Origin of the sequence: Polymorphospora sp. A560 (assembly GCF_045781765.1) — a bacterium.
GTDB classification, from domain to species: Bacteria; Actinomycetota; Actinomycetes; order Mycobacteriales; family Micromonosporaceae; genus Polymorphospora; species Polymorphospora lycopeni.
Genome location: NZ_CP122282.1, coordinates 6027866 through 6049258 on the forward strand (window position 1 = coordinate 6027866; position 21393 = coordinate 6049258).

The 21393-nt window shown below is 67.9% G+C and carries 35 protein-coding genes; 32 read left to right on the forward strand and 3 right to left on the reverse strand.

From position 1 onward, the window contains the following. The first annotated feature begins 46 nt into the window (after window positions 1-46). The 16 genes from QCD66_RS27230 to QCD66_RS27305 all read left to right on the forward strand — a co-directional run bounded on the left by QCD66_RS27230 (window position 47) and on the right by QCD66_RS27305 (window position 8410). Window positions 47-1306, forward strand: a complete 1260-nt coding sequence (locus QCD66_RS27230) for a hypothetical protein (protein WP_407566846.1) — start codon at window positions 47-49, stop codon at window positions 1304-1306. After that, window positions 1303-1797 (forward strand): hypothetical protein, encoded by a 495-nt coding sequence (locus tag QCD66_RS27235; RefSeq protein ID WP_375733410.1) that lies wholly within the window; start codon window positions 1303-1305, stop codon window positions 1795-1797. Before QCD66_RS27230 ends, QCD66_RS27235 begins: the two co-directional genes overlap by 4 nt. 17 nt (window positions 1798-1814) lie before the next feature. Next, complete coding sequence (locus QCD66_RS27240) at window positions 1815-1997, forward strand: hypothetical protein (protein WP_375733411.1); 183 nt, start codon at window positions 1815-1817, stop codon at window positions 1995-1997. After that, a complete protein-coding gene (locus tag QCD66_RS27245) occupies window positions 1994-2236 on the forward strand; it encodes a hypothetical protein (RefSeq protein ID WP_375733412.1) in 243 nt (80 codons plus the stop codon). Before QCD66_RS27240 ends, QCD66_RS27245 begins: the two co-directional genes overlap by 4 nt. 2 nt (window positions 2237-2238) lie before the next feature. Continuing rightward, complete coding sequence (locus QCD66_RS27250) at window positions 2239-2541, forward strand: hypothetical protein (RefSeq protein WP_375733413.1); 303 nt, start codon at window positions 2239-2241, stop codon at window positions 2539-2541. After that, window positions 2541-2738: a hypothetical protein gene (locus QCD66_RS27255; RefSeq protein ID WP_375733414.1), complete on the forward strand. Its 198-nt coding sequence runs from the start codon at window positions 2541-2543 to the stop codon at window positions 2736-2738. The genes QCD66_RS27250 and QCD66_RS27255 overlap by 1 nt, the downstream gene beginning before the upstream one ends. Further along, window positions 2735-3187 carry an HD domain-containing protein gene (locus QCD66_RS27260; RefSeq protein ID WP_375733415.1) on the forward strand — a complete coding sequence of 151 codons (453 nt, stop codon included), beginning with the start codon at window positions 2735-2737 and terminating at the stop codon, window positions 3185-3187. The genes QCD66_RS27255 and QCD66_RS27260 overlap by 4 nt, the downstream gene beginning before the upstream one ends. Beyond that, window positions 3187-3423 (forward strand): hypothetical protein, encoded by a 237-nt coding sequence (locus tag QCD66_RS27265; protein ID WP_375733416.1) that lies wholly within the window; start codon window positions 3187-3189, stop codon window positions 3421-3423. The genes QCD66_RS27260 and QCD66_RS27265 overlap by 1 nt, the downstream gene beginning before the upstream one ends. Window positions 3424-3457: 34 nt before the next feature. After that, window positions 3458-3889 carry a hypothetical protein gene (locus QCD66_RS27270; protein WP_375733417.1) on the forward strand — a complete coding sequence of 144 codons (432 nt, stop codon included), beginning with the start codon at window positions 3458-3460 and terminating at the stop codon, window positions 3887-3889. Beyond that, window positions 3882-4259, forward strand: a complete 378-nt coding sequence (locus tag QCD66_RS27275) for a hypothetical protein (RefSeq protein WP_375733418.1) — start codon at window positions 3882-3884, stop codon at window positions 4257-4259. Before QCD66_RS27270 ends, QCD66_RS27275 begins: the two co-directional genes overlap by 8 nt. A gap of 99 nt (window positions 4260-4358) precedes the next feature. Then, on the forward strand, window positions 4359-5012 hold the full coding sequence (locus tag QCD66_RS27280; protein WP_375733419.1) for a Panacea domain-containing protein: 654 nt from the start codon (window positions 4359-4361) through the stop codon (window positions 5010-5012). A 485-nt stretch (window positions 5013-5497) separates the two neighbouring features. After that, complete coding sequence (locus tag QCD66_RS27285) at window positions 5498-5983, forward strand: hypothetical protein (RefSeq protein ID WP_407566847.1); 486 nt, start codon at window positions 5498-5500, stop codon at window positions 5981-5983. 483 nt (window positions 5984-6466) lie between these two features. Further along, window positions 6467-6826, forward strand: coding sequence for a hypothetical protein (locus tag QCD66_RS27290; protein ID WP_375733420.1), 360 nt, complete (start codon window positions 6467-6469; stop codon window positions 6824-6826). Between the two features lie 233 nt (window positions 6827-7059). Beyond that, a complete protein-coding gene (locus QCD66_RS27295) occupies window positions 7060-7368 on the forward strand; it encodes a hypothetical protein (protein WP_375733421.1) in 309 nt (102 codons plus the stop codon). A gap of 401 nt (window positions 7369-7769) precedes the next feature. Then, window positions 7770-7979, forward strand: coding sequence for a type II toxin-antitoxin system HicA family toxin (locus QCD66_RS27300; RefSeq protein WP_375733422.1), 210 nt, complete (start codon window positions 7770-7772; stop codon window positions 7977-7979). Further along, window positions 7976-8410 (forward strand): type II toxin-antitoxin system HicB family antitoxin, encoded by a 435-nt coding sequence (locus QCD66_RS27305; RefSeq protein ID WP_375733423.1) that lies wholly within the window; start codon window positions 7976-7978, stop codon window positions 8408-8410. The genes QCD66_RS27300 and QCD66_RS27305 overlap by 4 nt, the downstream gene beginning before the upstream one ends. Before the next feature lie 99 nt (window positions 8411-8509). On the opposite strand, the gene QCD66_RS27310 is transcribed toward QCD66_RS27305, so the two are convergent. Beyond that, complete coding sequence (locus QCD66_RS27310; protein ID WP_375733424.1) at window positions 8510-9082, reverse strand: DUF4352 domain-containing protein; 573 nt, start codon at window positions 9080-9082, stop codon at window positions 8510-8512. 323 nt (window positions 9083-9405) lie between these two features. On the opposite strand from QCD66_RS27310, the gene QCD66_RS27315 reads away from it, so the two are divergent. The 13 genes from QCD66_RS27315 (at window position 9406) to QCD66_RS27375 (ending at window position 15657) form a co-directional block, all read left to right on the forward strand. After that, the gene (locus tag QCD66_RS27315; protein ID WP_375733425.1) at window positions 9406-9759 is read left to right on the forward strand and encodes a hypothetical protein; all 354 of its coding nucleotides are present in this window, start codon (window positions 9406-9408) and stop codon (window positions 9757-9759) included. Between the two features lie 77 nt (window positions 9760-9836). Further along, window positions 9837-10328: a hypothetical protein gene (locus QCD66_RS27320; RefSeq protein WP_407566848.1), complete on the forward strand. Its 492-nt coding sequence runs from the start codon at window positions 9837-9839 to the stop codon at window positions 10326-10328. Beyond that, a complete protein-coding gene (locus QCD66_RS27325) occupies window positions 10325-10714 on the forward strand; it encodes a hypothetical protein (protein WP_375737119.1) in 390 nt (129 codons plus the stop codon). The genes QCD66_RS27320 and QCD66_RS27325 overlap by 4 nt, the downstream gene beginning before the upstream one ends. After that, window positions 10714-11280, forward strand: a complete 567-nt coding sequence (locus QCD66_RS27330) for a hypothetical protein (RefSeq protein ID WP_375737120.1) — start codon at window positions 10714-10716, stop codon at window positions 11278-11280. The genes QCD66_RS27325 and QCD66_RS27330 overlap by 1 nt, the downstream gene beginning before the upstream one ends. Continuing rightward, the gene (locus tag QCD66_RS27335; protein WP_375737121.1) at window positions 11277-11579 is read left to right on the forward strand and encodes a hypothetical protein; all 303 of its coding nucleotides are present in this window, start codon (window positions 11277-11279) and stop codon (window positions 11577-11579) included. Before QCD66_RS27330 ends, QCD66_RS27335 begins: the two co-directional genes overlap by 4 nt. Next, window positions 11579-12031, forward strand: coding sequence for an AAA family ATPase (locus QCD66_RS27340; protein ID WP_375737122.1), 453 nt, complete (start codon window positions 11579-11581; stop codon window positions 12029-12031). Before QCD66_RS27335 ends, QCD66_RS27340 begins: the two co-directional genes overlap by 1 nt. Window positions 12032-12105: 74 nt before the next feature. After that, on the forward strand, window positions 12106-12330 hold the full coding sequence (locus QCD66_RS27345; protein WP_375737123.1) for a hypothetical protein: 225 nt from the start codon (window positions 12106-12108) through the stop codon (window positions 12328-12330). Continuing rightward, window positions 12327-12722 carry a hypothetical protein gene (locus QCD66_RS27350; protein ID WP_375737124.1) on the forward strand — a complete coding sequence of 132 codons (396 nt, stop codon included), beginning with the start codon at window positions 12327-12329 and terminating at the stop codon, window positions 12720-12722. The genes QCD66_RS27345 and QCD66_RS27350 overlap by 4 nt, the downstream gene beginning before the upstream one ends. Window positions 12723-12731: 9 nt before the next feature. Then, window positions 12732-13031 carry a hypothetical protein gene (locus QCD66_RS27355; RefSeq protein ID WP_375737125.1) on the forward strand — a complete coding sequence of 100 codons (300 nt, stop codon included), beginning with the start codon at window positions 12732-12734 and terminating at the stop codon, window positions 13029-13031. Window positions 13032-13040: 9 nt separating this feature from the next. After that, complete coding sequence (locus QCD66_RS27360) at window positions 13041-13859, forward strand: hypothetical protein (RefSeq protein ID WP_375737126.1); 819 nt, start codon at window positions 13041-13043, stop codon at window positions 13857-13859. Continuing rightward, window positions 13856-14143, forward strand: coding sequence for a hypothetical protein (locus QCD66_RS27365; RefSeq protein WP_375737127.1), 288 nt, complete (start codon window positions 13856-13858; stop codon window positions 14141-14143). The genes QCD66_RS27360 and QCD66_RS27365 overlap by 4 nt, the downstream gene beginning before the upstream one ends. A gap of 147 nt (window positions 14144-14290) precedes the next feature. Beyond that, window positions 14291-14707, forward strand: a complete 417-nt coding sequence (locus QCD66_RS27370) for a winged helix-turn-helix domain-containing protein (RefSeq protein WP_375737128.1) — start codon at window positions 14291-14293, stop codon at window positions 14705-14707. Between the two features lie 419 nt (window positions 14708-15126). Beyond that, window positions 15127-15657 carry a hypothetical protein gene (locus QCD66_RS27375; RefSeq protein ID WP_375737129.1) on the forward strand — a complete coding sequence of 177 codons (531 nt, stop codon included), beginning with the start codon at window positions 15127-15129 and terminating at the stop codon, window positions 15655-15657. A gap of 38 nt (window positions 15658-15695) precedes the next feature. On the opposite strand, the gene QCD66_RS27380 is transcribed toward QCD66_RS27375, so the two are convergent. Beyond that, window positions 15696-17243 carry a recombinase family protein gene (locus QCD66_RS27380; protein ID WP_375737130.1) on the reverse strand — a complete coding sequence of 516 codons (1548 nt, stop codon included), beginning with the start codon at window positions 17241-17243 and terminating at the stop codon, window positions 15696-15698. 157 nt (window positions 17244-17400) lie between these two features. On the opposite strand from QCD66_RS27380, the gene QCD66_RS27385 reads away from it, so the two are divergent. Both QCD66_RS27385 and QCD66_RS27390 read left to right on the forward strand, forming a co-directional pair. Beyond that, window positions 17401-18228, forward strand: a complete 828-nt coding sequence (locus QCD66_RS27385) for a carbohydrate ABC transporter permease (RefSeq protein ID WP_375735366.1) — start codon at window positions 17401-17403, stop codon at window positions 18226-18228. After that, window positions 18225-19214: a zinc-dependent alcohol dehydrogenase family protein gene (locus QCD66_RS27390; RefSeq protein WP_375735365.1), complete on the forward strand. Its 990-nt coding sequence runs from the start codon at window positions 18225-18227 to the stop codon at window positions 19212-19214. Before QCD66_RS27385 ends, QCD66_RS27390 begins: the two co-directional genes overlap by 4 nt. A 259-nt stretch (window positions 19215-19473) precedes the next feature. Here QCD66_RS27390 and QCD66_RS27395 read toward each other — a convergent pair whose 3' ends face one another. Then, window positions 19474-20286 (reverse strand): class I SAM-dependent methyltransferase, encoded by an 813-nt coding sequence (locus QCD66_RS27395; protein ID WP_375735364.1) that lies wholly within the window; start codon window positions 20284-20286, stop codon window positions 19474-19476. Between the two features lie 472 nt (window positions 20287-20758). Here QCD66_RS27395 and QCD66_RS27400 point away from each other — a divergent pair, with 472 nt between their 5' ends. Continuing rightward, complete coding sequence (locus QCD66_RS27400) at window positions 20759-21358, forward strand: nucleoside deaminase (protein ID WP_357536376.1); 600 nt, start codon at window positions 20759-20761, stop codon at window positions 21356-21358. The last annotated feature ends 35 nt before the right edge of the window (window positions 21359-21393 follow it).

Here is a 21393-nt window from a genome sequence, read left to right on the forward strand (position 1 = left end):
CGATGCATCAACGGTACAGCGCGCGTCAGCCAGTAGGCGAGGCGCCGTGAGCATTGACCTCATGCTGGAGGTGATGGATCACGCCCCAGCCGATCTCACCTCGGGTGAGCGGCTGGTACTGGTCATCATCGCGGAACGCGCCAACGAGGCGACGCGGGTCGCCAAGCAGAGCAAGGCGTGGACGGTTGACACGATCGCCAGCCGGGCTGGCGTCAGCCGGGACGGTCTTCGGAAGATCTTCCAGCGCCTTGCCAAGAACAACTGCGAGGTACGTCAGCAGTTGGGCACCGACAGCAAGGGGCGGCCAGTCTTCGCCTACGAAGGAACAGCGATGACCTTCGAGGTTCCCCAACTTGCCGAGAGGAGGGACGGCAGTACCACCTCTAGCAGCAAGAGGAGGGACCGCAGTGCCCCCTCTCACGAGCAAGAGGAGGGACCACAGTCCGCAAGAGGTGGTACTCCAGTCCCGCAGAGGAGGGACCGCAGTACCCCCCAGTCCCTCATGACCCTCAAAGAACCCTCAAACTCCTCTCTCTCCAGCGTTGAACCGACGGCGCCCGCTTCGAACTCCGGTGAGCCTTCGAGCGGAGAGAGAAGAGGGAATGGTGATCAAAAGTTCAAGTCGCTACCGCACAAGCTCATCGCCCAGCACGGCATCACCGACCCCGCCGAGGTCCAGTACGTCATCGACTACCTGACCGTTACCTACTGCATCGACGGCGACGGCTGGTGGATCACCGCCAACCGCAACCGCACCCTGCCGATGCGAATCCAAGAAGCCCTCGCCGACTACCAGGCATGCGGGCAGTGCCGCGGTACCGGCAAGGTGGAAGGTCGCAGCCCCTACGGCGACTACGAGACCATCGTCGACTGCCCTGCCTGCACGAAGGGGGAGCCAGCAGACGGCCAGCCCGACTTCATAAGGAGCCTGCGCAGTTATCCCGAGTGCCCGCACCGTCTACTCGGCGGCAACGTCCCCAAGCCGGATAGCGGCTGGATGCTTTGCCGTGAGTGCCGAAAGGAAGCTGGCTGGGTCGACACCACCCCCGCCAAACCGAAGTTCAGTGGCGAGCGCCGCGCGCCGGCAAGCTACGTACCGCCCGGCCGGATCACAAACTCCCGCGCCAACGTCGACGAGTACAAGATTGATATCGCTGAGGCGATGGACGCCCGCGACAGGCGGAACGCCCGCCGCCGTCCGCCAGACCGGTACGAGCCGTACAAAGACCCCGACGACCCCGACGAGTACGAGCGGCAGGTAGCCCGCGTATTCGGCGCCCGCCACCTTGAAGGAGACGCAGCATGACCCGCATCCTTCCCAACCCGACGCACAGCACCGCCCAGCAGCACGCCCGCCGTGCCGAAGACCTCGTCTCCCGGGCCATGTCCGCCTCCATGCGCGGCTGGTTCAGCGCGGGACGTCGCCGCGAGATGCTTGCCGCCGCCCAGGTCCACGCCACCCTTGCCACCATTGCAGCCGACACCAGCGACCTCCGCGACCGGCTCGACGCCGCCGAAACCGACGCCCGTGTCGCAACCACGAAAGCATCCATGGCCCTCGGCGAACTCGACAACGTCCTCGTGGCGCTCCGCAGCTACGGCCAGGACCTGGTCATCAACGGCGGCTCTCCGTCCGAGTCGGTAGCTCGGCTGATGGCCCGCGTCTTCAACGACGAACCGGTCCCCTACGGGCCCGCCGGCGACGACGAGGACGGTGGGCCGAAGTCCAACACCGAGCCTGCCGACGACATGGACGAGCCGTTCTCCTTCAACTCGCCGCCCCAGAAGCTCAACTGACCCCGATTGGAGCGACCATGACCGACACGACGACCAACAACGACTGGTGCTGTATCGGCCGGTGCGACTCCACCGCCGACGACTGGGACGACAAGCAGTGCATGCACTGCGAGTGCTGCTGCTCCTGCATGGGCTGCCTGTACGGCCCGCCGGACGGCATGCTGATGTTCCCGGACGTTGCGACGGAGGTGCCGGCATGACCGACCAGCCCCCCGACAACCTCACCAAGCTGACCGTCAACCTCATCCCCTCCGCCGTCGCAGCCCTCGACACCGCCGCCACCCGCAGCGGCGACAACCGCACCGACAGCCTCACCCGGGCCATCCAGGTCTACGCCGAACTCCTCGCCTGTGAGGTGGGGCAGGGCATCACGGTCACCGACCGGGACGGTAACCGGGTGACGTGGGCGCGGGTGCCGCTGAGCATGGACAGGAGATGACCATGACCGACCAGCCCGCCTACGCCTCGCAGATCATCCAGCCCGGCGACGTCATCGCCGTCGGCCGAGCCAACGGCCTTTGCCCCATCGGGCAGGTCATCGACGTCGACCAGCACAAAATCCGGCTCGTTCCGTACTCGCACCACGCCGAGACGTTCACCGGCGACCCCATCGCCATCCGCCGGGTCGACATCGTCAGAACCCTGCCCGCCGAGCTGGTTGGCGGCCGGTTCGCCATGGACCCGCTGATCGAATTCCAGCGCAAATGGCGCACGGGTCAGCCTGCTGCCGAAGGAGACCGCTAATGAACGCACCCACCACCCCGCCGTCGTTCGCCGACGAGCTACGCGCCGGCCGGGCCGCTCCTGCCGACATCGACGACCACATCGAACGTTGGCACGACCTGCCGGACGACGACCCGGACGCGACCACTGCCATCTACGACTACCTCGGCCTGACCTGGGACGAATACCGGATCATGGCCTACGAGCGGCCGGCATGAACGCGCCCACCAAGCCGACCGTTGCCGACGCCGACCAGCTCGCCGCCCGCGCCCACCACGGCCAGGTCGACAAGGCCGGCAACCCGTACATCGGCCACCCGCGCGCCGTTGCCGCCGCGCTCGCTCAGTACGGCGATGACGCGGTGATGGCCGGCCTGCTTCACGACGTCGTTGAGGACACCGACGTCACCCTGGACGACCTGCGGGCCGCCGGCTACCCAGAAGTCGTCGTGCGGGCCGTGGACGCCGTAACCCGCCGGCCCGGCGAGACGTACATGAACCTGATCCGACGGGCGGCTGCTGACCCGCTGGGTCGGCTGGTGAAGCTGGCCGACAACGCCCACAACAGCGACCCGGCCCGGCTGGCGCTCCTTGCCCCCGAGCAGCGGACGCAGCTCGTCGAGAGATACGCCAAGGCGCGCACCCTCCTGGAAGTTGGCGGCATCTGATGCCGACGTCCACGGACGACGTCACCCGCTGCCGCCTTTGCAAGACCTTTGTCCCGGTCGTTGACCTGAAGGCGCACGTCAAAACCCACAGCTGGTGGGAGCACCACACCTGGATCTGGAACCAGCCCCTCCGAATCAGCTGGTTGTACAAGCTGGTCATCTGGATGTGGATTGTCTCGCTGGGCGTAGCCCTTGCCATCGTCATCGGCGCCGTTCGGAATGAGGTCGGCATATGACCAGCCATGCGACGATCTGGGCAGGAGGACCGGCATGAGCCACAGCAGGCAAATCAAGGTCACGAAGTTCAGTGCCCCGTCCCGCCCCGACCCCGGCCCGCTGCCCAGCCCCGACGAAAAGGCGCGCATCCACGGTGTCGTCGACCGGATCAACGACATTGCCACCGGCATCCTCTTCGACGCCGCGAGAGGCCACACGAGGCTTCCAAGCAGCCCGTCGCCGTCCCTCGGGCATGGTCTTCCCACCGAACGTGTCACGAAGGCGCACACGGCGCTTCTGGCCGCCACAGACGGCGTCCTGCGGTCCGTCGTGGAACTGCACGCTCCGCACGGTCGGGTCAGCGAATGCGAGGGCTGCGACTTCGACGGCTACGACGCCGAACGCCCCGACTGGCCTTGCCGCACCATCGAACTGATCGCCGAACAGGTCGGCATCACCCTGACTGCGGAGGCCGACCGTGCCTAGCATCGTGATCAAGCCCGAGCGGGACCGAGACCTGTACGTGTGCTGGTCCACCATCACCGAATGCCCCATCGCCTGGGGCGACCGCGCGTTCATGCTCGACCACCTCACACGCGAACATCCCGCCGACGGTGCACCGATCGCAGAGCCTGGCGCCCGCCTCGACCGGGCCGACCTCAACGGCACCTCCGCCCTCGGAGGGTTCTCGTTCTTCGGCAAATGGGACGACGAAGGGTTCGTCTACGAGCAGCGAGGCGTTCTTCCCCGCCAGCATCTGGCTCGGGCGTGTGAGCTGCTGAACAATGACCGGGAGGCCGAGGTGTGGGACCTGCTGGAGCCGTTCGAGGAAGAGATGGCGGTACGCCGTGGCTGACGCGTGGCGAGCCGTGGGGCGGTTGCCGAGACGAGCCCGCTGGGCTCTCTCCCAGCTTTGGAGTCGAACCTGTCGCACCCACGAACTATGATCGAACACATGTACGAGATGGGTCGGGGCGTTTCACAGCACCACCAGCACCAGCAGGCACCGTATGCTGACCCCATGGCGGCGTCGGCAAGAGACATCACGGCGGCTCTCCGCGAGAGGCTGCCAGAACTTCCCACGGTCAAACTCCACAAACTGCTCTACTACTGCCAGGGTCACCACCTGGCCACCTTCGGTGAACCCATCTTCTCCGAAACGATCTCAGCCTGGGACATGGGACCCGTCGTCGGGACCCTCTGGTACGAAGAAAAGAATGGGGCGCCGCAAGGGGATGTCAACCTTATCGGCACGCCGCTTGGCGAGGCTGAACTAAACACTGTCGGCTATGTAGTAAGCCGGTACGGTTCACTCACAGGCAAGGACCTTGAAAACCTGACGCACACCGAGACGCCGTGGCAGACCGCAAACCGCTTCAGACAGCCAGGCGGCAGGGTGACGATCCAGCGCGAGTGGATTCGCGAATATTTCCTCACGGACGGCAGCCCTGCCGCAGGGGAAGAGGCCGTGCCACTCGACTCACTAGCCGTCTCAGAGTGGCTTGCTGGCGTTCAGGAAGAACCACCTAGCCCGGACGCCCCGGACGACCGGGAAAGGCTTCTGGAGATACGCGCAGAGATCGCCGCGAGGCTGCCGAGTGCGCGGTGAATCGCTGAAGTGGAAGCTGATTCGATTTCCGGAAGCTTTCGATCGGTGGGTAACACTAGACTCACCCAACGATGAGACGCGACTCATCGTCTTGGACTGGAGCGTAGGGCGCGGCGTCAATCCCTATCGGGGCATGCGACGAGAATCCGGATTCGACAACCTCTGGTTCGGTCCGATCCCGGGCACCGAATTGGACGGAACCGCAGTTACGTGCTCCTACTGGATCTACGAGACAACGAAGATGGTCAAGTGTGAGAGCTTCTGTAGGTTGAGCCTGCCTCTGTAAAACATCGGCAACGCCGCCTACCGCGACTCCTGCTCTTCCCTCAAGCAGATGCTGGACGCCGGCCGGCTCGACGACGTTGTCCGCGACTACGGCCCCGGCTGGGGACTGGTGGGACGATACCCGCGACCAAGTCGACCGGGACCGGCTGGCCCGGGTGTGGTCGACCGCCAACTGCGACCTGCACAGGTAGGGTGCTGCCGTGCGACACACCTACCTGCCCGGCCTGGTCCAGGACCTGATCGCCCGTTCCGCGCACCCCGGCATCAAGTTCGTTGAGCCGTGGCGTGGGATCGCCGACCACGAGCACGGCGCCGGCCTTCGCATCGTGTTCGGCGACGGCTCCGGCTTTGGAATCCGGTCCATCGCTGCCGCCGGCCCAAACGGCTCTCCGACAGGCGAACCCGCCTACGACCCGACCAGCCCGCCGCCGGGGGACGTGTCCACGATCGGTGCAGACGGGACGACCGGCGCCAAGGCGTTCGCTGCCTACCTCTCGGACCTGATCAAGGTCGCCGGGCATCCGGACGTCACGGACGCGATCCCGTCCGAGTACGCCGGCCAACTGTCGGTCAAGGTGCCGCTGGACAACGGCGCCGAGCTGTACCTGATGTTCGTGGAGGCGACCGGGCCCGGCGGACGCAGGCTGCCGGACTGGAAGGCCGCCGACTGGGGCGTCATGGCCTAACCGGGCCATCGGCTAGTATCAAAGCGCCTACCAAGCAGCTTGGATTCCGTCCGGACGTCGGTTCGACATCGGCCGGCACCCTTGCACCCGGACCCCGACCGTCGCCTCGGTCGGGGTTCAGCCGTTTCCAGCCCGCGCGAGCGCATTGACGGCGGTAGCCTGCCAGCATGGAGCCGCCCAGCCCAGAGTGCGCCGGCGTACCCGTGAGCGTGTCGGGCGACAGTGAGCGTGCCCGGCAGCCGTTTACGCTGGTGTCCGCGATGCGGTGCCCTACCTGCCGCGGCTCGTACACAAGCTGGCAGGTCCAAGCCGGCACCCTGCGCCACGGCGGCGGGGCTTCTTCCTCACCGCGGGCGGCTTCCTCCTAACTGAGGAAAACCGGCCAAGCTACGTCCCCACCCGCCTTGCCGACGGCGCTACACTCAGCCCAGCCGTCCCGTCGGGGGACGGAGCACCACCTTGAGCCCTATCGGAAGGGACACCATGGCTTTGAGCCGTTTGGCGCAGCAGTTCGCCGACGAGATCCGCAACCACGACTGGTCCGACGCCCCGTACCGGGTTGACCGGGCCGGACACCGTCACGACGACGACCGCAACCCCGGCAAGCAACTGGACGCCGTGGAGACCGATCGGATCCGCACGAATGTCATGTGGGTGACTGCCCAGGTGCTCGGCTACAACGACCCCAACTTCGACGTGAACGAGTTCGCGGGGCAGTGCGGCGTCGAGATCCGGACCAGGTCGGGTCGGATAAACGGCGGTATCTGGGCCGGCATCCGGAGCACGAACGGCAAGTACGACCCGCCGGGCCGCGAGCCCGAACTGATGGCGCCGAAGTCGTAGCGCGAACGGGTAAACTGGGGGTGCGCGACTGGTTGTCTGCCATCGGAGACGGTGGCACCCGCTGAGCGGCTTAAGCCGGCCGGCGCGCACCTCGAACCCCGATCGGCGTCTGCCGGCCGGGGTTCAGTCGTTCAGGTGTGATGCCGCTGACGTGAATTCAGTCCGAGGCAATTCAAGTTTTGGGCGAGTCAGCTTGAATTCGGCAGGAACACAACCGGTGGCACACTGTCAACGTGACCGATAACCTCCCCGAAGACGACGGCTACGACCTCATCTACCCGTTCACCGTCTGCGCCAGCAACGGCGGCCCCTACGACGACGAAGCGTTCACCGCCGGCATGCAAGCCGGCCGCGTCGACCACGCCCTCGCCGCCGCCGCGGCAGTCGGCATCACCGAGGCGACCTTCACCGTCTCGACCCCGCTCGTACCGCAACTCGACCTGATTGGCATGCACCGCGGCTTCAGCACCATGGAAGCGAAGGATGCCGAGGTCGACGGCTGGTCGTTCGTGCGGTTCTCGATGCCGCTGCCCACGTCGTAGGCTCGCCTGACCCGGCTGGGCATCCCCGCTGCCCGGTCGGGGTCGTTCAAGGTTTGTCGTCGAGACCTGAACCTTGCGCGGGAGCGTTCAAGTCGTGGCCCTACGGCCTGAACTCCCGCGGGTGGGTGTCGGGCTGGCGCTACTCGAAACCTACTGCAAACGGACGCAAGTAGCGTTTGCACAGGTCAGACCGCCTTTCCTGGCCACTGAGACGGCCTACTCGAAAGTGGCCGGCAAGAAAGATGGCCTGCGGTTGGGGGATGACGCGGCTGCCTGCACTTGCAAGCCCGGCAGCGGCGTACACCGGCGCGGCTGTTCCCGCATCAACCCGCGGCAGCCCGCACCAACCTGCACCGTCTACCGACTAGACACTTGCACTGTCTACCAGCTAGACTTAAGCTATGAGGGCACGGGAAGTCAACCAGCGAATCGAACGACTCGGCGGCACCATGCTCCGGCAGCGCGGATCCCACCGCATCTACCGCGCCACCAACGGCACCACCACCGCCCAAACCGTCGTCCCCCAACACGCAGGCGACATCCCCAACGGCACCCTAAAGTCGATCGAAAAGGCCCTCGAACCAGTCTTCGGAAAGGGGTGGCTCCAGTGACCACCTACCGCGTCATCGTCACCCGCGAAGACGACGCCTGGCTCGCCGACGTCCCCGCCCTCCCCGGAACCCAGACCTTCGCCCGCAACCTCCCCAGCCTCGACGCCAACGTCCGCGAAGCCATCGCCCTCACCGAAGACCTCCCCGAAGGCGCCGAAACCGGCCTGAACATCGCCTACGAGTACCGGACCGGCGACCCGACCCTCGACCAGGCCGCCGCCCAGCTCCGCGCCGACCGGGAGGCAGCCGACCGGCTCGCCAGCCAAGTCGCTGCCCGCACCGACGAAATGGCGCGGGACCTGGTCCAGAACCGGCGCATGTCCGTGCGGGATGCCGCGGCACTGCTGGCGGTCAGCCCGCAGCGGATCTCGCAGATCGCACCGAAGGCGAAGCGGGTCGGTAGCGGCGAGACGACCGCGGAGGCGGCATAGCAAGTTGAGATCAGTCCTGGCCGTGGCTGAAGCAAGGCTGATCTAGGATGCGACGAAGCCCTCCCGGCCGGCCACGGGAGGGCTTCGTAATGTCTGCCGTCAGAGCACCCAGTAGGCGTACTGGTCCTCGCTCAGGAAGTTCGTCACCTTCAACTGAATCTTGCCGCCCTTGACCGCGTTCTTCGGCACATCGAACGGCACCCAGCCAGCCTTCTTCTGCCCCGCCGCGACGTCCGCCGACTCGAACAGCTGCACCCCATCCAGAACCGTGAACGTTGACTCGTACACCGTCCCGTCCGGGCCGATGAACGACAGCTCGCACGAGCATACGTACGTGTTGCCCTTCGTAACGTTCACCTCCAGGTACGCCAGAAGGTAAACGCCGTAGTCCGGCTTGATGAACTGGGTACCGGACTTCTGCTGCGTCTTCGTCACCGTGTACTTGATCGCCTGGGAGTCGTTGGACACCTCGATCGTGTCGCCGACCTTCTGCTCCAGCGTCTTCGGGGCTTCCGACGTGTCCGGGTTCGGCTCGCCGCTGGCGACCGCGCCGGCCGGGGCGCCACCTTCGCCGGACGAACCGGATACGTCCGAGTCGATGCCGTCGGCACTACAGGCCAGCATGAACACGGCGAGGGCGGCCACGCCGGCGAGGGTCAGCTTGTTCTTCATGGGGAGGATGCTCCTTGGGGACCGCATGGACCGTGGGCGCGGCCGAGTCCTCGGTCCATGTAGGACTCGACCGCCCGCAGAAGTGTGTCGCGTCCATTTCTTGATCGTTACCGTCCGTGCGGTTGGTGCCGGCTGGTAGATCGGATGCCTACTCTCCGCTTACCGGCGGGTACGTCGGAAACCCGATCAAGCGAGCAGGGCCGGCAGTCAAAACGGGGCAACGAGGAATGCGCCCGACATCTACCCTGCACCGACCGCGCCCGGAGCGTTGCCGCCTTGACCGCAGCTTCCTTGTAGAAGTTGCTGCTACTACGATGGCAACCATGAATGCCGCCACCACTACCCGCCCACCACCCACGCCAGACGCCGCGCCCGCCTATCGTGGGCGCCGTGACGTCTACAAAGTTCGGGGCCGCATGGTGACCGCCGACGGGTTGCCAGTTCTGGACCGGAAGGCCGTGGCAGAACTGCTCGGCCTGGAGCCCAAGTCCATCAGCCAGTACCTGTTCGAGTCGCGACCGGGCGGGCGGTACGAGCATCACCCGTTCCCGGCGCCGGATGACCGGATCGGCCGGGCCCCGTGGTGGCGGCCCGAGCGTGCGGATGAGATTCGGGAGTGGGCGGCGAACCGGCCGGGGCAGGGTGCTGGCGGCGGTCGGCCGCGTAGGTCGAGCTAGAAACTTCGTAGTACTTGCTTCTATCACCTCAGCCGGTTAACCTTGTAGAAGTTATTGCTATGAAGATCGGAGCCGACATGAGCCGCACCGCCACCCAGCCCACCGGCCTCACCATCGGCACCCGCCGCACCACCTACGCCGATGGCACCTACCGCTACACCGGCGTCCTCCGCCACGCCGGCAAGCTCGTCGCCGACTGCGGCCACCAGCACACCAACCGAAACATGAGCGGCCGTACCCGATCCGCCGAGGACTGCATGCGAGACCTCATCCGCACCGCCCAGCTCCCGGCCGACCTCCACCCCGCCGCCGTCGAGCAGCAGGCCACCGAACTTCGCAACGGCTGGCTGAAGTTGCAGCGCGGTTTCTTCCAGCACAGCCGCGCGACGATCGAGCAGGCCAGGGCCGACGCCGAGGCCGCCGCGGACGCCTACCCCGTTCGGATCGCCGCGATCCGCGCCCTGATCGACCAGCACGGCATGGCCAGCAAGCCAAAGGCCGCGGTTGCCGAGCCGGAACCGACCAACTTTGGCGAGCTGCCCGCCTGGATGACCGGAGAAGCCGCATGACCGTCAACCCGATTGAGGGCGACGTGCTCTCCGCGCCCGGCTCCCACCTGCTCACCCCCACCGACGACCTGGAATTCGTGCTCCGGTTCATCGATGAGAGCTTCCACGAGACCGACCGCTACCGCGAAGACGACCTCGATGAGGCGGGTATGGCCGTTGCTGCTGCCCTACGGCAGGTGCAAGTGGCTGTACTGCAGCGCCAGGCAGTCCGCCGCGGCCCAGCCGACGTCAACTACTGCGGCGTCCCCGACCGGTACGCGCCTGCCTGCGGCCCCGACCTCGGCCTGCCGTGGTGTCGAACGCATGCCACCGCGGACGAGCCGGCGCCGACGACGCTGGCCGACCTCCTCGACGACAACCACGGGCGGGCGGAGGTGACCCGGTAATGTCCATCCACCTGCCCGCCCCCACCTATCGGCCCGGCGGACCCGACGGCAAGGGCTGGAACAGGCTCTCTCTGAACGCCCACATGGGCAGCCATCCCGGCCAGTGCGCGCTCCGTCCCCGGTCGTACGCGGCCCTGTTCGACATGCGGCGAGACACTCGCCACGCCTCGTTCGGGCTGTACGGTCACTGCACCAGCGACGGCAAGTGCGGCACCTGCACGGTCCTCACCGCTAAGCCGCGCCTTCTGAGCTCCTTCACCGAGCAGATCCTTGTTCGCGAACTGGACCGCACCCCGCCGGCCGGCTGGACCACCGAGCGGCGCGTCGAGCTGCACGTTATGAACCGGCCCGACCGGGGGTTCGCCGAGACGTCGTACCGCTGGACGTGGGAAGAAATGGCCCACCTGCCTGGGTGGCGCGTGGGGCGCCAATATCGGGACGAGCACAGCGAGGGCTTCTGGTTGCACAAGGTCAACCCGAATCGGCATGACGGACTGCCGGACTGCACGCATGGCTGGCTCAACCGAGACCACTGCCGGGAATGCCGAGCGGAGTTGGGGCAGTGACCAGCCACGCCGAGCAGATCACGGCAGACAGCGTCGACGACACCCACACCGACGAATCCGACCGCCTTGCGCCCGGCGTCTACCTCAACAACCCACAGGGACACGCCCGCGTTGTCGGCGTCAACCAGCGCGAACTGTGCGTCCTCGACCTTGGCGGCCTGGTCAGCGTCGGCGGCATCGAAATCCGGAACCCCGACGACCTGGACCGACTTGCCGTCCGGCTTGCCGAGAACGCTGCCCGGCTTCGAGCGCGCCTTGCGAACCGAGATGCCGCAATCATCGAGAGGAACGCCATCTGATGCCGACCTTGACCATCACCATCGGCCTTCCGGGCAGCGGCAAGACGACGCTCGCCCGGCGGTGGGTCGACGAGAACCCCGCGGCCCGCGCCCGCGTCAACCGTGACGACACGAGGGCCATGCTCCACGGCGGTCGGCTCGGCACCCGCGAGCAGGAAGAGCAGGTGACGATCGTCTGCCACGGCGCGATCCGCGGCCTGCTTCGGAGCGGCCTGGACGTGATCTGCGACGACACCAACCTGTCCCAGCGCAGCATGCAGCAGCTGCGGCGCATTGCCGACCAGGCCGGAGCCCGGTTCAAGGTCGTCGACCTGACCGGGGTGCCGATCGACGTCTGTATTGCTCGCGACGCCCAGCGGACCGGCCCCGCCCGGGTGGGTGAGGCCGTCATCCGCCGCATGTACGCCCAGTACCGGCGCGAGCTGGCCAGAACCCCCGCCCTGGCGGCCTGAGCCGCGTACGGCCGCGCCGGACCTGTGCCGGTGCGAGCGGTAGCAGCTCAGACCACCGCCCCAAGGAGGAGCCCATGAGCCTCGCCGAGCAGATCCGTGCCAAGCTCGCCGACGATGCTGGCACCAACGACTACGACCCCGGACTAATCGTCAACTACCACGACGCTCTGATCGCCGTCCTCGACCAGTGCGCGACCCTGCGAATCATGAGCGGATGCGACCCTAGCCGGTTTATCGCCGACGAGTTCGAGACGGTGATCGCCCGTCAACTGGGGGTCGCGGCGGAGGTTGCTCGATGACCGCGCTGCTGCCAGTCGCCCCGGAGATGCGGTTCGACCCGAACCCGACCATGCTCTACGCCAATTCCAGTCCCGCTAAGTTGGCCGCCCAGTACGCCGGGTACGCGGCGAGCCTTGACACGTGGCAGCCCGGCTGGCATCTGTGCGATCTGTCCAAGATGGCGCCAGCCCTGCGCCGTGAGGCACTGCTGCGGCGCAAGGCGAAGGTCCGCCACCAGGTCGCACCGGAGCCGATGGCCTGCCGGTGGTGCGGCATCCCCGAGCGGGAGCACGCGCAGAGCTGGGTCAAAGGCCACGGCTACCACGGCTACGTCGCCCCGGACCGGAAGCTGATCGAGGCCCGACTCCGGGCCAAGCTCGGCCGCACCAAGCCCGCACCCGCCCACCCCTGAGGAGCAGCCATGACCAGCGGCGCCGACCAGCCCAGCCCCGACGCACTCACCGGATCCGACTACGTCCTCGCCGTCGCCCGCGAACTCGTCGCTCTCGACGTCCCCGTCGATTTCAACGGCGCCGACCTCGACGAAGAGCAGTGCAACCTCCCCATCGCCGAGGGCGACGAAATCGTCTGGCTCCGCTGGCTCGAAGACCCAGAACACGGCTGGCACCTCGACGACGGCCACGGCCGCCGCTCCGCCCCGATCTGCGCACCGGACACCCCGCCCGCCGAAGCCGCCCGCATCCTTGTCAACTACCTCTGAGGAGCAGCCATGACCCAGCCCACCACCAGCGCAACGGACGCCGTCCAAACCTTCAACGACACCCACCCCATCGGCACCCCCGTCCGCTACTGGAAGGGCGCCCGCGAAGGCAACGGCAAGACCGCCCGCACCCGCACCGCCGCGCAGCTCCTCGGCGGCCACACCGCCGTCGTCTGGCTTACGGGCGTGGCCGGCTGCATCAGCCTCACCCACGTCCAGCCGATCAGCGAGGGCGAGCTGCTTCCCGACCAGCCCACCACCCGCCTCAGCGCCCACCGCGAAATCGCCGCCGACCTCGCCCTCGACATCCTCCGCGGCGCCGACCGCTACACCATCCGCGCCTGGCTGGAGCAGCACTTCGGACCCGGCGGACACGCCCCCGGCGACGTCGACAACCTCGCCGAACTGCTCTCCACCGCCGACATCACCCTCAACTTCGGCGACCAGGCCGACGAGCAGTCCGCCGGCCTCGGTTCCGTGCCGCCCCGCGCGCAGGGGATCAACCTCGCAGAGGAGTGCCGGATCGGCGCGCACGCCATCCGAGACGCCATCGGCGCCGTCCTGGCGTACGGCCCCGGCGCCGACTGGCCTGCCCTGCTGGAGAAGCATGCCCAGGTCTGGGAGGAGACCGGCAAGACGTCCGTGCCGCCCAGCGCGCAGGATCTGGAGCGGGCCGTCATCGACACCGCCCGCGCCTGGCGCACCCAGTACGGCCCGAACCTGCCAGCCGTTGCTGATGCAACCCTGACGCCCGCCTTGGTCCGGGCCGTGGACGCCCTGGAAGCTGCCGGCCGGGAGCCGCAGCAGCCGGACGGAGCGGTGTCGTGACCGCCCCGGCGCCCGCCCGCACCTATGTCCACCACGAGCCGATCACCGCCACCGGCCGGCTGTCCGACGTCATCATCCGCCGCACCGGGCAGGGCTACGACTGGGCCACCGCCACCCTCACCACCCCGGACCGGCGCCGCTGGCCGCTTGAGGTCTGGTGGGCGCACCTCAAGACCGCTCGCCCCCAGCTCGCCAACGGCACCTGGGTCACCGTCACCGGCGAGGTCCACACCTACAACGGACCCGCCCGGATCATCGCGAAGCAGGTCACCGCCGCGCCGTGAACAGATGACCTGTCGATCTGACCGCACCCTGCGCCCCGCCTCCCCCTCGAAGGCGGGGCGTCCTGCTGTCAGCACACCATGCCGAAGCCACTCCTGCCCAGGAGGGCAACACTAAACGAGTGAAGATCAACTCATACCCTCCTGGGCATGTCTGTCGGCCGCGGTCCCCGATACCGCCAGATCGCCGACGACCTCGAAGCCCGCATCACCTCCGGCGAGTTCCCGCCCGGCACCCACCTGCCCGCCGAACCCGACCTGGCCCACCACTACGACGTCGGCATGAACACCATCCGACGCGCGATCCAAACCCTGCGCGAAGACGGTCTGGTTGTCACACGCCACGGGGATCGTTCACGCGTGGCGGATTTCGCAGAGAAGACCGAGATCGTGGTACCGGCCGGCTCGAAGATCGAGGCGCGGCCAGCGCGCACGGCAGATCGGGTGAAGCTGGAGCCGGAGTGGGGCGAACTGCCGCCACACTGGCCGATCTTGCAGGTCACCTACCCCGATGGCTCTGGGGATATCTTCCCGGCACACCGCGTGACGATATCGCTGGCCGAATAGTCCGGATACGCAGAGTTAGCGAAACCGCAGGCCAACGACGTGTCGGCCAAGATTCCGAACCGTTGATCCAGGTAAACCCTGCACTAACACTGCACAACGAGGCTCAAGCGCCCCGCGGCCATCCCCAGTCGCACACCGGTCAACGTCCGCAGCCTCGCGAAACTCCGGCCTGTCATGTCACACGTACAGTGCGACACCCGCCAATCCAGCCGGTCCCACCACCCAGACAGGACAGCCTTACCCTAGATAACGACTGACCCCTAGATCAGTAATCGTCCACCTACCGCCAACCAACCGGCCACCGAACTCGTACATACGTCCGACGCAACCCAACATCGACAGTCGTAGCCTCGGAGGCTCTTGCGTGAGGGGAGACGCGCGAGCCTGGCTGACCACCAACGAGGCTGGAAGGTGCCCCCATGCACAACCCGACCGACACCGTCCCACTTCCACCCGTCGGCCCAGTCCGACGCCCCATCCGACAACTCATCGGCACCATCTGCGGCCTCACCGCACTCGCCGGAGTCGGCGCGCTTGCCGGCGCGTTCGCCGTCGGAGCCACCCTCCGCAATGATGCTCGCGCCGTTGTCGTCGCCGTCGTCGCACTACTTACCTTCGTGGCCGTCTCCGAATGGCTGATCCGCCCAATTCAGATAGAGAACGCCGCCCTCCACCGCCGGATGGCGCACCTCGAGGCCGCCGTCGAGGTCGCCCCAGCACGGTTCCGGGGCGTAGTCGAAACCATGATCGCCGCCGAGATCCAGAAACTTGAACGCCGCCTGGGCGAGCAGGTCGCGACGCGAGGACATCCTCCGTCCGACCGCAAGCTGCCCGCTCAGGTATCGGGGGGCGCCGACGATGTCGGCGAAGAGCTGAGCGAGCGGTTCCTTGGTTACATTGCCGGAATCTATGACCAGGAGAAGGGCAACGGCGGCCAACTCGGCACCTAACCCGTCCCACCGGTCACCCATCGGACAGCCGCAGAAACCTAACCGTTCGATGGGTGACTGGGCGGCCACGGCAGTAGCCCGGCCGCCAACGCCTCCGCAACTGCCACCACAGCAGGATCGTCAGCCCACGTCGACAGAGAACCCCGCCATCGGCTCCCGCCCAGCCGTGCGATAGCCGAAAACCGGCCACCGCGCCGAGCCGGCGTGCATCGCAACTCACACATCGCCATTACCACATCCCGACGCCTCCGCGGTTCCATCTCCGGCCACTTCGCCACGACCGCCGCAGGGTCGAACTCCAGGAACACCGCAGGAACTGTCGCCGCCCGGAGCTTTGCCTCCACCGCCTCAATCTGCGGAAGCAAGCGCCGTTCCGCTGCGGCCAGCATTGCCGGAGACGGGCCGTCGGCTTTGCCGGCCTCCTCATGCAGGTTGTCGAGCCGGCCGCGAAGCAGGTCCAATTCAGCCTGCAACTCCACGGTGGCAGCATTGGTGCCCGATCGGGGTTGCAGGCTAGCCAGAGCATCCGCCTGCGACAGACGGGCCAGTAGTGCCGTCTCCACCAGCGCCTCGGTTGGAAGCCGCATAACGGTTACCCGCTGGCAGGCCGAGCACGTGTACAGCGGCTTGATCGGCGCCCCTGGCCTTGGCCGGTTGTGCGACGACCTCAGCATGCCGGGACACGGCCCACCCAAGCCGCCCTTCTCCGTCGTCCCACCGCAGGCGATAGCGCCACTGAGCCAGTACGTCAACTCCACGCCGCGCTGAGTTCGCCTGGCCGGGCTTTTCAGAAGGGCAACAAGACGCTGATGCTTTTCGGGCTCGATGATTGCCGGCCACACGCCGTCGCCGACCACTTTGCCCTGGTGAACGCGCTGGCCGGCGTAGGCCGGGTTCGTGACCAGTTGGACTATGTGCCGCCATGGCGGGTTTGAGTTGCCGGGCCCTGGGATGCCGCGATCGTTGAGATCTGCCCGAATGGAGAAGATCGTCTCTCCCTTGAGGATCCGGTCAACGATCTCCCGAATTACGGCAGCCTGCTCTTCGTCAATGACCTGGCTGACGAACTTGCCGCCCTCGCCGTAGATCCGCCGGTACCCGTACGGCGTGGATCCGACCGGAAGCCCTTTCGAGGCGGCCGTCGACTTGCCCCGCCTCGTCCGGTCGGAGATCATCCCGGATTCACCCTCGGCGTCGATACCGTCGGTTGCCAACACCTTCCAGTCGCGGGTGATCCGCAGGTTGTAGTCCCGCTCGTGGGAGATGATCCGCAACGGGATTCCGCGCTCACGCAGCAGCTCCAGGAACAGCAGCCACTGGGATGCGCGGCGCTCACCGCGGGACGATTCCCACATAGCCAGCCGCTGCACCTTGCCTGCGTTGATGGCGTCGAGGAGAGCTTCCCAGTCAGGTCGACGCTTCTTCCCGAACCGGCTGGCAGACGTCTCGGGGTCGGCGTAGACGGCGCCTGCCGTCACGCCCCGCTCGTGGACGTCGAAGCCCCAGACTTCCACCTGGGACTCCACGGATTTACCGTCGTCTTTGACGGACTTGCGGGCGTAGAGGGTTTCGACGGGGGCTGCCATCCATGGAAGGTACCACTTAGTGCTGCTCAACGACTTTCCGCAAATTCGAGTACGGCGAGGCGGCCGCCGCCGGCGTCGTGGTCGTGATCGGCACGATCATCGTCGCCACGTTCGCGCTGCGGGTCATCTCCGGCCTCTTCCGGATGGAGGACCACAGATGAGCGGGCGCGGCGGAAGCCGGTGGGGCACGGTCGCCTGGGCGGTCGGGGCCTGGGCCGCCGGACTGTTCTTCTTCTTTCCCGTCCTGTGGATGGTGCTGACCGGCTTCAAGCGCGAGGTCGAAGCCGCCAGCAACCCGCCCACCTGGACCTTCACCCCGGTACTCGACGGCTACCGGCAGGTCTTCGACCGCGACATCACGCCGTACCTGCTGAACTCGCTGAGCGCGAGCCTGGTCTCCACCGCGCTGGTGCTGCTGCTGGCCACCCCGGCGGCGTACGCGCTGTCGCTGCGTCCGGTCGGCAAGTGGCGCGACGTGCTGTTCTTCTTCATCAGCACCAAGATGCTGCCGGCCGTCGCCGCCCTGCTGCCGATCTACCTGCTGGTCCGCGAACTCGGCATGCTCGACAACATCTGGACCATGGTCGTCCTCTACACCTCGATGAACCTGCCGCTGGCCGTCTGGATGATGCGGTCGTTCCTGCTGGAGGTGCCGCCCGCGCTGATCGAGGCGGCGGCGGTCGACGGCGCCGGACTCGGTACGACGATCCGCAAGGTGCTGCTGCCGCTGGTCGCCCCCGGCCTGGCCGCGACCGCGCTCATCTGCTTCATCTTCAGCTGGAACGAGTTCTTCTTCGCGGTCAACCTGACCGCGACCAACGCCGGTACCTCGCCGATCTTCCTGGTCGGCTTCATCTCCTCGGAAGGGCTCTTCCTGGCCCGGCTCTGCGCCGCCGCGACACTGGTCTCGCTGCCCGTCGTGCTGGCCGGCTGGTTCGCCCAGAAGCAACTCGTCCGGGGACTTTCCATGGGAGCGGTCAAGTGAAGGCAGCCGTCATCGTGACACCCGGTCAGGTCGCCCTGGAGTCGGTGCCCGACCCGGCACCCGGCCCGCGCGACGTGGTCGTACAGGTCGCCGCCTGCGGCATCTGCGGCACCGACCTGCACATCATGGACGGCGAGTTCGCGCCGGCCTATCCGGTCGTGCCCGGCCACGAGTTCGCCGGCGAGGTGGTCGCCGTCGGCTCCGGGGTCACCGAGGTACGCGTCGGTGACCGGGTCGCCGTCGACCCGTCACTGCACTGCGGCGAGTGCTACTACTGCCGACGGGCCCGCGGCAACCTGTGCGAGAACTGGGCGGCGATCGGGGTCACCACCGCGGGCGGGGTCGCCGAGTACGCGGTCGCCCCGGCGAAGAACTGCTTCGTCCTGCCCGACGGGGTGTCGGCCGCCGACGCCGCGCTGATCGAGCCGCTGTCGTGCGCCGTACGCGGATTCGACGTGCTGCCGCGCCGGCTCGGCGACCATTACCTCATCTACGGCGCCGGAACGATGGGCCTGATGATGCAGGAGCTGGCCAAGCGCTGCGGCGCGGCGTCGGTGTCCATGGTGGACCTCAACCCGGACCGGTTGGCGACCGCCGTCCGGTTGGGCAACACCGCGGCGGTCACCGGTGCCGACGAACTGACCCGGCCGCGTGGCTGGGACGTCGTCATCGACTGCACGGGTGCCGAGGCCGCCATCGCCGACGGGTTGACGCGGGTCGGGCCGGCCGGCACGTTCCTGCAGTTCGGGGTCTCGTCGTACGACGCCCGGGCGACCATCGAACCGTTCCGGGTCTACAACAAGGAGATCACCATCACCGGCTCGATGGCGGTGCTGCACAGCTTCGAGCGGGCCGGCGAACTGTTCGCCGCCGGCGTGCTCGACCCCGACATCTTCGTCAGTCACCGGTTCCCGCTCGACGGCTACGCCGACGCCCTGGCCCAGTTCCGGGCCGGCATCGGCCGCAAGATCCTGATCACCGGGTAGCGGGCCGGACGAGGTCACGGCCTGCTCTGGTGGAGGGCGCTTCGCAGAACCGCCGTCAGGCGCTCGACGGTCTGCGCGCTCTCCGTGCGTCTCCGGTCGTCGATCCACCCGTCGTGCCATGGACCGCCGGGGCCGGCCACGACGGTCAGGGCGGCGAGTGCGCGACGCGCCACGCGCGTCGTCTTCCGGGCGGGTATCGCTGTCGCGGCCAACAGCGAATTCGGCGTGGGTACGCCGAATTCGCTGTGGAGCACAACACCTACCGGTGGCCGGGTTCGGCCGCATCACCGCGCCGTCGACCGAAGAGCAGGTCGACCTGGACGGGCTGGTGGAACGGGCCGGCGCCGACCGCCGCGCGGACGCCTTCGGCGAACCGCTCCCGGTCCGGCCCGGTCGGCAGCTCCGAGGCCGGGAACGCGGTCAACAGTTCACCGACGAGGCCCGGCAGGTCCAGGTCGACGGGGTACGCGACCGAGGTCGCCGAGACGGTCAGCCCGGCGACGGTCAGGCCCTCGCGGTAGCGCCGCTGGTCGGTGTCGTCGGAGCCGCATCCCCACGACAGGTCGCTCCCGGTCCACGACTCGAGGAAGGCCCGCAGTTCCCGGGACCAGGGCGTGTCCAGCAGCCACAGTGGCCGGCCGTTGGTGACGACGGCGAATCCCCCGCCCGGCCGGACCAGGTCGGCCACGGCCGGAAACAGCCGCCCGGTCTCCATCCAGTGCAGTGCGGTCGCCACCGTCACCACGCCGACCGATCCGGCGCCGAGAAGCGCACCGACCGCAGGAACGTCGGTGTCGCCGCCGAGCATCCAGGCCACGTTGCGTACGTCCCGGCGCGCGGCGGCCCGCCGCGCGAGGGTGAGCATGTCCGGCTCGGGATCGACGCCGACGACGGCCCGAAGCCGCGCGGCGAGCGGCAGGGTGAGCTGGCCGGTGCCGCAGCCGAGGTCGACGGCGACGTCGTCGGCCGAGAGTGCGAACGCGTCGGCTATCGCGTCGACGACCGGGGCGGGATAACCCCGCCGGTAGGTTTCGTAGAGTCGGGCGACCTCACCGCTGAACCCCAGATCCATGGCCGCAGCGTCCCAGGCCGCCGCGCCGGGCAACAGACCTGTACGCCGAGGGCGGACAGCGGCCGGCCCGGGTGCCGGGGTCGGCTGGCCGTCATCCGGGCGTGCGCGTTCGCCCCCTCGGATACAGTGACGACACCGGGCGCCCGGATGCCGGCACCGGACACCACCGCGCCAGGTGGTGGAGACCGAGCCCCGGCGGGAGGTGCGCGATCATGACGGGACCGGAGCTGCCGACCCGCTTCGACCTGCGCCGCCGTACGCACGCGAGCGCGTGGACCCGGGGCCGGGTCGCCCACGGCGACCAAGCCGCCGGCGCCGAGTAGCCGGCACCGGGCCACCGGCCGGCACCGTTCGAGCCGCCCGACCGTACGCCGGTCGTCGCCTCTTCCGACCGCCCACGGCCCGGACCCTGCCCGCCCACCCGGCGGTGCCCGCCTTCCCGAAACAGACCGCGATGACGCGTAGGAGCCCCATGGACACCGACACCATCCCCACGATCTTCGGCGCCCGGCTGCCCGACTGGGTGACCGACGAGATCGCCGACGACCCGCCGGTGCTGGCCGACGTCGAGGAGCGGATGCGGCTGGTGCTCCGCCTCGCCGACCGCAACCACCGTGAAGGGACCGGCGGCCCGTTCGCTGCCCTGGTCACCGACGCCGACACCGGACGCATCCTGTCCGTCGGGGTGAACCTCGTGCTCGCCGCCGACCTGTCCGCCCTGCACGCCGAGATCGTCGCGATCTCGCTCGCCCAGACCCGGTTCGGCACCTGGGACCTCGGCGGCCTCCCCGGGCTGCGGACCGAACTCACCGTCAACTGGCGACCGTGCGCGATGTGTTACGGCGCGACGGTGTGGTCCGGCGTCGGCCGGCTCACCATCGCCGGGCAGGGTGACGAGGTCGAACACCTCACCGGATTCGACGAGGGGCCGGTCCGCGACGACTGGCAGGAGCAACTCGTCAAGCGCGGCATCGACGTACGAACCGACATCCTGCGCGACGAGGCGCTGGCCGTCTTCCGCGCGTACGGCGAACGGACCGACGCCACCGTCTACAACGGCCGCCGCGGGTAGCCCACCCGGACAGCGGGGCGGGCGGGGAACAACGC